General features: G+C 68.1%; 10 protein-coding genes and 1 rRNA gene. 9 read left to right on the top strand and 2 right to left on the bottom strand.

Translation table 11 applies throughout. The features are described 5' to 3' along the window. Nucleotides 1–321: 321 nt before the first annotated feature. The 9 genes from rrf to LTH96_RS07375 all read left to right on the top strand — a co-directional run bounded on the left by rrf (nt 322) and on the right by LTH96_RS07375 (nt 9,125). A 5S ribosomal RNA gene (gene rrf / locus LTH96_RS07415) occupies nt 322–438 on the top strand. 353 nt (nt 439–791) lie between these two features. Next, a complete protein-coding gene (locus LTH96_RS07410) occupies nt 792–1,640 on the top strand; it encodes a hypothetical protein (RefSeq protein ID WP_241465064.1) in 849 nt (282 codons plus the stop codon). After that, entirely contained in the window at nt 1,637–2,464 is an 828-nt protein-coding gene (locus LTH96_RS07405) for an HAD-IIA family hydrolase (RefSeq protein WP_241465063.1), read from the top strand. The genes LTH96_RS07410 and LTH96_RS07405 overlap by 4 nt, the downstream gene beginning before the upstream one ends. Continuing rightward, nucleotides 2,461–2,703, top strand: a complete 243-nt coding sequence (locus LTH96_RS07400; protein ID WP_241465062.1) for a hypothetical protein — start codon at nt 2,461–2,463, stop codon at nt 2,701–2,703. The genes LTH96_RS07405 and LTH96_RS07400 overlap by 4 nt, the downstream gene beginning before the upstream one ends. Next, the gene (locus LTH96_RS07395; protein WP_241465061.1) at nt 2,700–3,509 is read left to right on the top strand and encodes a TlyA family RNA methyltransferase; all 810 of its coding nucleotides are present in this window, start codon (nt 2,700–2,702) and stop codon (nt 3,507–3,509) included. The genes LTH96_RS07400 and LTH96_RS07395 overlap by 4 nt, the downstream gene beginning before the upstream one ends. A gap of 10 nt (nt 3,510–3,519) precedes the next feature. After that, nucleotides 3,520–4,488: an NAD kinase gene (locus tag LTH96_RS07390; RefSeq protein WP_241465060.1), complete on the top strand. Its 969-nt coding sequence runs from the start codon at nt 3,520–3,522 to the stop codon at nt 4,486–4,488. Further along, nucleotides 4,485–6,338 carry a DNA repair protein RecN gene (gene recN, locus LTH96_RS07385; protein ID WP_241465059.1) on the top strand — a complete coding sequence of 618 codons (1,854 nt, stop codon included), beginning with the start codon at nt 4,485–4,487 and terminating at the stop codon, nt 6,336–6,338. The genes LTH96_RS07390 and recN overlap by 4 nt, the downstream gene beginning before the upstream one ends. 35 nt (nt 6,339–6,373) lie before the next feature. Further along, complete coding sequence (locus LTH96_RS07380; protein WP_241465115.1) at nt 6,374–8,077, top strand: CTP synthase; 1,704 nt, start codon at nt 6,374–6,376, stop codon at nt 8,075–8,077. A gap of 4 nt (nt 8,078–8,081) precedes the next feature. Beyond that, a complete protein-coding gene (locus tag LTH96_RS07375; RefSeq protein ID WP_241465058.1) occupies nt 8,082–9,125 on the top strand; it encodes a site-specific tyrosine recombinase XerD in 1,044 nt (347 codons plus the stop codon). Nucleotides 9,126–9,165: 40 nt separating this feature from the next. On the opposite strand, the gene LTH96_RS07370 is transcribed toward LTH96_RS07375, so the two are convergent. Together LTH96_RS07370 and prpB are read right to left on the bottom strand one after the other, a co-directional pair. After that, nucleotides 9,166–10,299 (bottom strand): bifunctional 2-methylcitrate synthase/citrate synthase, encoded by a 1,134-nt coding sequence (locus LTH96_RS07370; protein ID WP_241465057.1) that lies wholly within the window; start codon nt 10,297–10,299, stop codon nt 9,166–9,168. 30 nt (nt 10,300–10,329) lie between these two features. Further along, entirely contained in the window at nt 10,330–11,247 is a 918-nt protein-coding gene (prpB, locus tag LTH96_RS07365; protein ID WP_241465056.1) for a methylisocitrate lyase, read from the bottom strand. Nucleotide 11,248: the final 1 nt, after the last annotated feature.

Here is an 11,248-nt window from a genome sequence, read left to right as displayed (position 1 = left end):
CTAATAAGCCGACCACTTACACCACACTCAATGTGTGCTCGGTGAAGTTTTAATTGAACACTGCGTGTTCGCGTCCACTAGGCGGTTCTCTGCCAACAACCCCGCATGACCCATGGTCTCTCTTGTTTGAGGCGTGTGGGTATGTGGGTCAGAGTCAGACCACCCCTTCCGTCATCACTGTGTGATGGTGTGGGGGTGTGTATAGTTCAATAGTGTTGTTGTGAGTTTAGGTTTACAGCATCTTCAGTACCCCTGTTGCGGGTGTCAGGTCTTGGTGATCTGGTGCGTGTGGTGGTGTGGGAAGTGGTGTTGTTCTAGAGTTACGGCGGTCATAGCGTGGGGGAAACGCCCGGTCCCATCCCGAACCCGGAAGCTAAGGCCCACTGCGCCGATGGTACTGCACACTGGAGTGTGTGGGAGAGTAGGTCGCCGCCGGACACTATTTGGTAGAGAGGGTTCAAGCCCGGTCCCCTTCGGGGGACCGGGCTTGACCTGTATCCAGGGTAGGAATCACGGTCCGCGTCGGAAGAACAAGGCTGCAGCGAGCAGTGATATCTTCCATCAGCTGAGCCCACTTTTACCAACAGCTTTTCGCATTCATTGCGGATCATCATGGCCGTCCGGAGATTCCTCCGGCACGGCCTTTTTTTGTTTCTACGCCGGCCCGATACGTGGTCGCACCGTCCTCGACCTGCGCTTCGCGTCCACAGCAGCTGCCAGGCGTCCTTCACCGCTCAAGGCGGTATCCTGGGATGGCCCTGCGCACGTAATCCAAGGAGAACCACGAACCTATGCATGACGAGTCCTACGGAGACCGCCCAAGGCCCCCGCGCAATCCGCGCGACCTCCGCCGGTCCAACAGCGACGATCGCACGCGTTCTCCTGAGATCGATGAGGATGTCACGGGCAAGGAGCTGGACCGCGCGGCCCTGCTGCAGCTGCGCACCCTCGACGACACGAACCGCCCCTGGGTTGCCAAGCACCTCGTGATGGCGGGCCGACTGGTCGACATCGCCCCTGAAGTGGCTTTCCAACATGCACTCGCCGCCTCCCGCCGCGGGGGACGCCTCGGCATCGTCCGCGAAGCTGTGGGCCTGACTGCCTATGCCGCGGGAGACTTCGCTGAAGCGCTGCGCGAACTGCGCACCTACCGCCGAATCAGCGGAGACCAGACACACCTGCCCGTGCTTGCGGACTGCGAGCGTGGACTCGACCGGCCTGAGAAGGCCATCGAGCTCTCCCAGTCCGAAGAGGTCGCTGGGCTCACCGGTCCCGTTCGCGCCGAGATGGCGATGGTCGTCTCCGGGGCCTACACCGACCTCGGTGACCACGCCTCGGCCGTGACTGCGCTGGAGGTTCCGGAGCTGGACATCAACCGCGCCTTCAGCTTCTCCCCACGGCTGTTCACCGCATACGCCGCGGCACTCGAGACCGTGGGCCGCGACGAAGAGGCCCAGCGGTGGCGCGAACAGGCCTTCGCGGCGGAACGAGCACTGGGCTCTGGGGCCTTTGAAGACCCGGAGATCCTCGACTTCGACGACGAACCCGCTGATCTGCCGAAGGTCAAGGACGTGCTCGGCCGCTCCAAGGGACGCCATCAGGACCGCGATCAGGACCGCGGCCGCGGAGGACGTGGATGAGCCTGGGGCTCATCGACTCCTACGACGGGGTCCTCTTCGACCTCGACGGGGTCCTCTACGCGGGACCATCGGCGATCCCCGGCGCCGCGCGGGCCGTGGACGAGCTGGTCCGCCGGGGCATCCCGCGCGGTTACGTCACCAACAATGCGTCTCGCTCCGCTGAACAGGTCGCCGCCCACCTCAATGAGCTCGGGATCCCCGCGCTGACGGAAGAGGTCGTGGGTTCCGCCCCCGCAGGGGTCACCCTGCTGGGAGCGGCGCTCGAGCCCGGGGCGAAGGTGCTGGTCACCGGCAGCGAGTACCTGCGGAACCTGGTGGGGGAGGCCGGCTTCACCGTCGTCGACTCTGCCGCCGAGAAGCCCGCCGCTGTCATCCAGGGATTCGACCCGGGACTGTGCTGGGCCGACCTCGCTGAGGCGGCCTACGCCGTCAACGACGGGGCCCAGTGGTTCGCGACCAACCTTGACCTCAGCATCCCCCGGGAACGCGGGATCGCCCCGGGCAACGGCGCCCTCGTCGAAGCAGTGGGGCGTGCCACCGGGAAGACCCCGACCGCCGCCGGAAAACCAGAACCGGTGATGTTCACCCAGGCCGCGAACACGCTCCAGATACAGCGTCCACTGGTGATCGGAGACCGCCTGGACACTGATGTGCTCGGCGGCAACCGGGCCGGGTTCGACACAGCCCTGGTGCTGACCGGCATCGACACCGCCGCCTCGGCCGAGCAGGCACAGGACGGTATGCGGCCCGACTGGATCCTGACGGACCTCGCACAGATCTTCGACGGGACCCACCGCGCGCTGCAGGAGCGCGTCGGAGCATGACCGGGCAGCCGCCGCACCATGCCATGTCCGAGGCCAGCGTCAGCCCCGAACCGACCGTCAGCCCCGAACCGACCGTCAGCCCCGAACCGATCCCCGGCGCTGAACGTACCGCGGGTCTGAGCTCTCCGCGCGGCCAGGAGCTGACCATCGAAGAGCTCGAGTCCGAGATCGCCGAGTCCGAGGCGCTGGTCCAGGACCTGAATCAACGGCTGAAAGAAACCGCCGAGGGCGCTCGATGAACGAGTCACTCCGCCTGGACAAGGCCATGGTCGCCCGCGGCCTGGTTCCCAGTCGCACCCGCGCAGGGCAGCTGATCGCCCAGGGACAGGTCAGCGTGGACCGGGCCGTCATCCAGAAGGCCGCCACCAGCGTGGCCGGGCATCAGACCATCGAGGTCCGCGACCAAGATCCCTGGGTCAGCCGGTCCGCACACAAGCTCGACGGCGTGCTGGTCGCCTCCCCACAGATCCAGGTGCAGGGCCGCCGCTGCCTCGACGCCGGAGCCTCCACCGGCGGCTTCACCCAGGTGCTGCTCGAGCGCGGGGCCCAGCAGGTGGTGGCGGTCGACGTCGGCCATGATCAGCTGCACCCGCAGCTCGCCGCAGATCCGCGGGTGCAGAACCACGAGGGCCTGAACCTGCGCCACCTGAATCCACAGGACCTGGGGGAGCCCTTCGACCTGATCGTCGCCGACCTCTCCTTCATCTCCCTGCGCCTGGTGCTCCCCGCCCTGGCCGGGCAGGCGAGCAAGGACGCGGATCTGCTGCTCATGGTCAAACCCCAGTTCGAGATCGGCCGCGAGAGGCTGGGCCGCACCGGAGTGGTCTCCAGCCCGCTGCTGCGCCGCGAGGCCGTGGAGGCCGTGCTCACCGCCGCCGAGGCCCAACGGCTGCAGCTGGTCGAGATCCACCGCTCCGGACTGCCCGGCCAGGACGGCAACGTGGAGTTCTTCCTCCACCTGCGCAGCACCGAACATGCTACCCCCGCCTCCGCCGAGGCAGACACCCTCAGGAGCGATAGGCTGGGCTCGGTCGAGTTCGACTGAAGGAGGCTCCATGACCAGAGAGATCCTGCTGCTTGCCCACACGGGTCGGCGCGACGCCGTGGAAGCGGCTGTCACCGTCGCTGAACGGCTGCACAGCGCGGGGCTGCGCCCCGTGATGATGGAGCGGGACATCGCCTCCTTGAACCATGTCATCGGGGACCGGCTGCGTGGCCTGCCGCTGGCGGTGGCCGAACGCGAGGTGCCCCTGACTGACTGCGAAGTCGGCATGGTGCTCGGCGGTGACGGGTCCATCCTGCGCGCCGCAGACCTGGTGCGCGGAGCCGGACTCCCGCTGATGGGCGTCAACCTCGGCCATGTGGGCTTCCTCGCCGAATCCGAGCGCACCGAACTCGATGCCTCCGTGCAATGGGTGGTGGACCAGAACTACACCGTGGAGCGCCGGATGGCGCTCGACGTCCAGGTCTGGCACGCCGGACGCCACGTCGGCAGCAGCTGGGCGCTCAACGAGGCCAGCATCGAGAAACAGTCCCGCGAACGCATGATCGACCTGATCATCGAGATCGACGGCCGTCCCGTCTCCGCCTTCGGCTGCGACGGGGTCGTGATGGCCACCCCCACCGGTTCGACCGCATACGCCTTCTCCGCCGGCGGCCCGGTGGTCTGGCCCGAGGTCCAGGCCCTGGTGATGGTGCCCATCTCCGCCCATGCGCTCTTCTCCCGGCCGCTGGTGGCCGATCCCGACTCCATCATGGCTGTCGAGGTTCTGCAGCGTGAGGACGAACAGGGCGTGCTCTGGTGCGACGGGCGCCGCTTCATGGAGCTGCCGCCCGGCTCCCGCGTGGAGGTCACCCGTTCCGCCGAGCCGGTGCTGCTGGCCAGAGTGCACCAGACTCCTTTCTCCGAACGACTGGTGGACAAGTTCAACCTCCCCACCACCGGGTGGCGCGGACCGGTCGACCCGGCGAACCAGGTCGAGACCCCCGACGCGTTCCATCGCGGAGAGGCGACCCAGCGGTGATCGACTACGTCACCATCAGCGACCTCGGCGTGATCGAACACGCCGAGCTCCCGCTCAATGCCGGACTCAACGTGGTCACCGGTGAGACCGGCGCGGGCAAGACCATGGTGGTCACCGCGCTGGGACTGCTGCTGGGCGCCCGCGCCGAAGCCACCGCGATCCGCTCCGGAGCGCCGCAGGCCGTGGTCGACGCAGGCCTCACCGTGCCTGCGGGTCACCGCTGCGTGGAACTGGCCCGTGAAGCCGGTGCCTGGCTGCAGACTCCCGAAGACACGGCAGACACGGCAGACACGGCAGACACGGCAGACACGGCGTGGGTGGAGCCCCCGTCCTCCGGAGACCGCGGCGCCCTCGAGGCGGCAGAAGCATCGAGCCCGCAGCAACAGCGCGGCGAGGTCGAGATCCTGCTCGGCCGCACGCTCAGCGCCAAGGGCCGCAGCCGCGCCAGCGTGAGCGGACGCAATGTGCCGATCGCGCTGCTCGGCGAGATCGGCAGCTCCCTGGTGACCGTGCACGGGCAGAGCGATCAGCTGCGGCTGCGCTCGGCCACCGCCCAGCGCCGCGCCCTGGACCGCTACGCCGGCGCCGAGTTCGCCGCTCAGCTCGCCCAGTACAAGCAGAGGTTCACCGGCTACCAGGCCAAAGTCGCCGAGCTCGAAGAGATCACCACCAACGAGCGTGAACGCCTCCGCGAGGCGGAGCAGCTCCAGCTCGCGCTGGAACAGATCGACGCCGTGGAGCCGCTGCCCGGAGAGGACCACGAGCTCAAGACCGAATCGCTGAAGCTGGAGAACGTCGAGTCGCTGCGCGACGCCGCCCGCTCCGCCCAGCTCTCACTCTCCGGCCCCGACGCCGCCGAGGCGCTGGACGACGTCCCCCATGCGGTGGCCCTGGTCGAATCCGCCGCCACCGCGCTGGCCGCCGTGCAGGACCAGGACCAGGAGCTGGGCCAGATCGCCGAGCAGATCTCTTCGGTCTCCAGCCTGCTCAACGACGCTGCGTCAGAGCTCGGCATCTACGCCGCGCACCTGGATGAATCCGGCCCCGAACGCCTCGCCGCGGTCCACCAGCGCAGAGCAGACCTCGAACGATTGATCAGGCTCTACGGACCCGACATCGATGCGGTGCTGGGCTGGGCGCAGGAGGCCCGCGCGCGGCTGCACAACCTGCAGTCCGACTCCGACCGAATCGAGGAGCTCAGCGCCGAGATCGATGAGCTGCAGGCACGGCTGTGGACTGAGGCCGAGGAGCTGCGTCGTCGTCGTGCGGAGGCGGGGGAGCGGCTGGGAGCCGCCGTCGGTGCGGAGCTGGCCGCCCTGGCCATGCCGCGGGCGCGGATGGTCCTGGAGGTCACCGCGACCGACGGGCTGGGACCCGAAGGTGCGGACACCGTGGCGATGCTGCTGGCCCCGCACCCCGGGGCGGATCCGCTGCCGCTGGGCAAGGGCGCCTCCGGAGGTGAGCTCTCCCGAGTGATGCTGGCCCTGGAGGTGGTCCTCGCCGAAGGCTCCGACACCGAGACGTTCATCTTCGACGAGGTCGACGCCGGAGTGGGCGGCAAGGCCGCCGTGCAGATCGGACGCCGACTGGCGATGCTCGCGAAGCACCGCCAGGTCATCGTGGTCACCCACCTGCCCCAGGTCGCGGCGTACGCGCAGAACCACATCCGGGTGTTCAAGTCCTCGGTACGCGATGATTCAGCCTCCGGGGGCTTCACCGCCTCCGATGTCACCGCCCTGGACGAGGAGCAGCGGGTCAGCGAACTCGCCCGGATGCTCGCCGGCCAGGAAGACTCAGAATCGGCCCGCGCCCACGCCCGGGAGCTCATCAGCGGCGCGGCTGCGCCGTAGCTCACGTCCGTGGCACTACATCCACCTCCCGTTCACTGTTAGGATCGAACTCCGTGGTGCAGAGAAACAGTTCCAGGAACCAGAACAGCCTCCCTACTAGTCGACAGATCTTTGTCACGGGGGGTGTGGTCTCCTCCCTCGGCAAGGGTCTGACCGCCTCCTCCCTGGGGCATCTGCTCCGGGCCCGTGGCCTTTCAGTGGTCATGCAGAAGCTGGATCCCTATCTCAATGTGGATCCCGGCACGATGAACCCGTTCCAGCACGGCGAGGTCTTCGTCACCGAAGACGGCGCCGAGACGGATCTGGACATCGGACATTACGAGCGCTTCCTCGATGAGAACCTCGACGGGCTCAACAATGTGACCACCGGTCAGATCTACTCAACCGTCATCGAGAAGGAACGCCGCGGCGATTATCTCGGCGACACCGTGCAGGTCATCCCGCACATCACCAACGAGATCAAGCGCCGGATGCGGCTGCCCGCCGAGGGCAAGGACGCCCCGGACGTGATCATCACCGAGATCGGCGGCACCGTCGGTGACATCGAGTCCCAGCCCTTCCTCGAAGCGGCCCGCCAGGTCCGCCAGGACATCGGCCGGCAGAACGTCTTCTTCCTCCACGTCTCCCTGGTGCCCTACATCGGCCCCAGCCAGGAGCTGAAGACCAAGCCCACCCAGCACTCGGTGGCCGCGCTGCGCTCGATCGGCATCCAGCCCGACGGGATCGTGCTGCGCAGCGACCGTGAGCTGCCGGCAGAGATCCGCGGCAAGATCTCACGGATGTGCGACGTGGCCGAGGACGCGGTCATCAACTGCCCCGACGCCCCGAGCATCTACGACATCCCGCGGATCCTGCACCGCCAGGCCATGGACGCCTACGTGGTCCAGGCGCTGGACCTGAAGTTCAAGGACGTGGACTGGTCGAAGTGGTCCAAGCTGCTCAACGTGGTGCACAACCCCGACCATGAGGTCGAGGTCGCGCTGGTCGGCAAGTACATCGATCTGCCCGACGCCTACCTCTCGGTCACCGAGGCGCTGCGCGCCGGCGGCTTCGCGCACAGCACCAAGACCAAGATCCGCTGGGTCGCCTCTGACCTGTGCGCCTCCGAGGAGGGCGCGGCCAAGGCGCTCGACGGCGTGGACGCGATCTGCGTGCCCGGCGGGTTCGGCGTGCGCGGACTCGACGGCAAGATCGGCGCGCTGCGCCATGCCCGGGAGCATGGCATCCCGGCGCTGGGCCTGTGCCTGGGTCTGCAGACCATGGTGATCGAATACGCCCGCAACGTGCTGGGCCTGAGCGAAGCGAGCTCCACCGAGTTCGACCCGCAGACGGCCTACCCGGTGATCGCCACCATGGCCGAGCAGGAGGCCATCGTCGACGGCGCCGGCGACCTGGGCGGCACCATGCGACTGGGCTCCTACGCGGCGAAGCTGACCGAGGGCTCCGTGGTCGCCGAGACCTACGGCAGCACCGAGATCACCGAACGGCACCGGCACCGCTACGAGGTCAACAACGCCTACCGCGGGCAGCTCGCCGAGGCTGGGCTGGTCTTCTCCGGCACCTCCCCGGACGGCACGCTCGTGGAGTTCGTGGAGCTGCCCAGGGAGACGCACCCGTACTACGTCTCCACCCAGGCGCACCCGGAGCTGAAGTCCCGCCCGACCAACGCCCATCCGCTCTTCGCCGGTCTCATCCGGGCAGGGCTGGACCGGCAGCTCGCGCAGGGCGGACGCGGCTAGAGTCATGCCCGCCCAGGACGGGTCCACCGCTCCTGATCAGGCCCGGGAACGGCACCTCCAGCGACGCGCGGAGGTGCCGTCCTCGTCTGTGGGCGCGGAGATCGAGGACTACCTCACCCATCTGCGGATCGAGCGCGGCTCCGCGGCGAACACGCTGAGCTCCTACCGCAATGACCTGCTGCGCTACGGCGCGTTCCTGCTCGAGCGCCGGATCACCGCGCTGCCCATGATCGATGAGACCCTGATCGCTGATTTCCTGCACCGGCTGAGCACCGGCGACGACGGCGGATCGGCACTGTCCCAGCGTTCGATGGCCCGGGTGCTGGCCTCGGTGCGCGGGGCGCATCGGTACTGGGCGGGGGAGGGCCGGACCACCCACGACCCGGCCAAGCATGTCGCGGCACCCAAGCCGCGCCAGTCCCTGCCCAAGGCGCTCAGCGTTGACGAGGTGTCACGGCTGCTCGACGCGCCGAGCCGTGACACCGAGCTCGGCCGCCGCGACCGGGCGCTGCTGGAGTTCCTCTACGCCACCGGAGCCCGGATCACCGAGGCGGTGAGCCTGGACGTCGATGACATCCACGAGGTCCGCGCCGCCCCGTCCGGCCTCGCGGACGCGACGACGGACGGGCTGGTGATCGTGCGGGTGACCGGCAAGGGCGACAAGCAGCGGATGGTCCCGGTGGGGCGCTATGCCCAGCAGGCGATCAACGACTACCTCACCGCGGGTCGTCCTGGCCTGGCCGCGCGGATCGGGCGGCGCGCGCCGTCGCCGGCTCTGTTCTTGAACAAGCTCGGCGGCAGACTCTCCCGGCAGTCGGCCTGGACCGTGCTGCAGACCCACGCGGCCGCCGCCGAGATCACCCAGGAGGTCTCCCCACACACGCTGCGCCACTCCTGCGCCACCCACCTGCTCGAGGGCGGCGCCGGGATCCGGCTGGTCCAGGAGATGCTGGGGCACGCATCGGTGACCACCACCCAGATCTATACCAAGGTCACCGCCGAGGCGCTGCAGGAGAGCTACGCCACCGCCCACCCGCGGGCGCGCTAGGGGGAGCGCCCGCAGGAGCCGCTCGCAGGCGGGCGTAGGATCAGAGGTGGCGCTCGTCCGGACCGTTATAGGCGCTCAGCGGGCGGATCAGCGCATTGTCGGCGCGCTGCTCGGCGATATGCGCCGTCCAGCCGGTGATCCGTGCGGCGATGAACAGCGGGGTGAACATCTCGGTGTCGAAGCCCATCAGGTGATAGGTCGGCCCGGCGGGATAGTCCAGGTTCGGCAGGATGTTCTTGGCCTCGCCCATCGCCGCCTCGAGCCCGTCGTAGAGCCCCATCAGCTCACCGCGGCCGTAGTACTCGACCATCGCGTCCAGGGCCTGCTTCATGGTCGGCACCCGGGAATCACCGGACTTGTACACCCGGTGGCCGAAGCCCATCACCTTGCGCTTCTCGGCCAGAGCCTGCTCCATCCACGCCTTGGCGCGGGCGGCGGCGTCCTCGCGGGTCTCGGCTGTGTCGATGCCGATCTCCTCAAAGGTGTGCATCACCGCTTCATTGGCACCGCCGTGCAGCGGACCCTTCAGCGCGCCGATCGCCGCGGTGACCGCCGAGTGCAGGTCTGCCAGCGTGGAGGTCACCACCCGGGCGGTGAACGTGGACGCGTTGAAGGAGTGCTCGGCGTAGAGCACCATCGAGACCCGGAAGGCGTCGACCACCTCCTCGGGGGCCTCCTCGCCGAAGGTCATCCAGAGGAAGTTCTGCGAATAGTCCAGATCCTCGCGGGGCTCGACGAGCTCCAGCCCACGACGCCGGCGCTGGTCATAGGCGACCACGGCGGGGAATGCGGCGAAGAGCTCCTTGGCCTTGGTCAGCTCCGCCTCAGGGGAGGAGTCTTCCGAGAGCGGGTGGTTCGCGCCGAGCACCGACACCGCGGTGCGCCCGACATCCATCGGGTGGCAGTCCAGCGGCAGCAGGTCGATGGCTGCCCTGACCCGAGGGTCCAGGGCGCGGTGGGACCGCTCGAAGGCGCGGAACTCGTCCTTCTCGCCCGTGCTGGGCAGTTCGCCGTTCCAGAGCAGCAGCGCCACCTCCTCGAAGGAGAGCTTCGCGGCCAGCTCCTGGACCGGGTATCCCCGGTAGAGCAGCGAGTTGGATTCGGGGTTCACCTTCGAGACGGCGGTGTGATCGGCGACCACACCAGCCAGTCCCTTATAGATCTGCTCGGTCATGAGTGACCTCCTCAGGTCATTGCGGGGTCTTTAAGAGTTCTTGCCGTGCACGTCGGGGACATCGAAGTTGAAGATTCCGGTGTCGAAGGCGTTGTACGCCTCATAGTCGACCAGTTCGTAGAGCCGTGCCCGGGTCATCATCTGATCCACCGCGCCCTGCTGGGAACCTTCGGCGGCCAACACGTCCAGGGTGCGCTCGATCGCGCCCATGGCGGAGCGCAGCGAGGTCACCGGATAGATCACCATGGCGACGCCGGTCTCGGCCAGCTCCTCGCGGGAGAACAGCGGAGACTTGCCGAACTCGGTCATGTTGGCCAGCACCGGCACATCCACAGCCGCGCAGACGGCGGCGAACTCGCTGAGGTCCTTCATCGCCTCGGGGAAGATCGCGTCGGCCCCGGCGTCGACCAGGGCCTTGGCCCGCTCGATCGCGGCGTCAAGACCTTCGACTGCGCGCAGGTCGGTGCGCGCCATGATCAGGAAGTTCTCGTCTCGTCTTCCGCGAGCGGCTGCGGCCACCCGCTGGGTGGCGGTCTGCAGGTCCACCAGGTTCTTCCCATCCAGGTGGCCGCAGCGCTTGGGGTTGAACTGGTCCTCGATGTGGCAGCCCGCGAGCCCGGCGTCCTCGAGCTCCTGGACCGAGCGTGCCACGTTCATCGGTTCGCCGAATCCGGTGTCGGCGTCGACCAGGGCCGGCAGATTGGTCGCCCGCGCGATCTGGCCCGCCCGCTGGGCGACCTCGCTCAGCGTGGTCAGCCCGATGTCGGGCAGACCCAGCTCGTTGGCCAGCACTGCGCCGGAGATGTAGATCCCGTCGAAGCCCTTCTGCTCGATCAACGGAGCCGAGAGCGGGGTGAAGGTGCCCGGGAACTGGCGCGCCGCCCCGGGGGTCAGCATGGCGCGCAGGTCGAGGCGCTTCTGCGCGGGGGTGATGGTGGAGTAGAGCATG

The sequence above is a fragment of the Nesterenkonia sp. LB17 genome, assembly GCF_022565915.1.
Taxonomy (GTDB): domain Bacteria; phylum Actinomycetota; class Actinomycetes; order Actinomycetales; family Micrococcaceae; genus Nesterenkonia.
This window is presented reverse-complemented; position numbering and strand designations above follow the sequence as displayed.

What these genes read in the sequence shown, in the direction of transcription:
- LTH96_RS07410 (WP_241465064.1), top strand. Translation starts at nt 792, where the DNA reads ATGCATGACGAGTCCTACGGAGACCGCCCAAGGCCCCCGCGCAATCCG.
- LTH96_RS07405 (WP_241465063.1), top strand. Translation starts at nt 1,637, where the DNA reads ATGAGCCTGGGGCTCATCGACTCCTACGACGGGGTCCTCTTCGACCTC.
- LTH96_RS07400 (WP_241465062.1), top strand. Translation starts at nt 2,461, where the DNA reads ATGACCGGGCAGCCGCCGCACCATGCCATGTCCGAGGCCAGCGTCAGC.
- LTH96_RS07395 (WP_241465061.1), top strand. Translation starts at nt 2,700, where the DNA reads ATGAACGAGTCACTCCGCCTGGACAAGGCCATGGTCGCCCGCGGCCTG.
- LTH96_RS07390 (WP_241465060.1), top strand. Translation starts at nt 3,520, where the DNA reads ATGACCAGAGAGATCCTGCTGCTTGCCCACACGGGTCGGCGCGACGCC.
- LTH96_RS07375 (WP_241465058.1), top strand. Translation starts at nt 8,082, where the DNA reads ATGCCCGCCCAGGACGGGTCCACCGCTCCTGATCAGGCCCGGGAACGG.
- LTH96_RS07370 (WP_241465057.1), bottom strand. Translation starts at nt 10,299, where the DNA reads ATGACCGAGCAGATCTATAAGGGACTGGCTGGTGTGGTCGCCGATCAC.
- prpB (WP_241465056.1), bottom strand. Translation starts at nt 11,247, where the DNA reads ATGCTCTACTCCACCATCACCCCCGCGCAGAAGCGCCTCGACCTGCGC.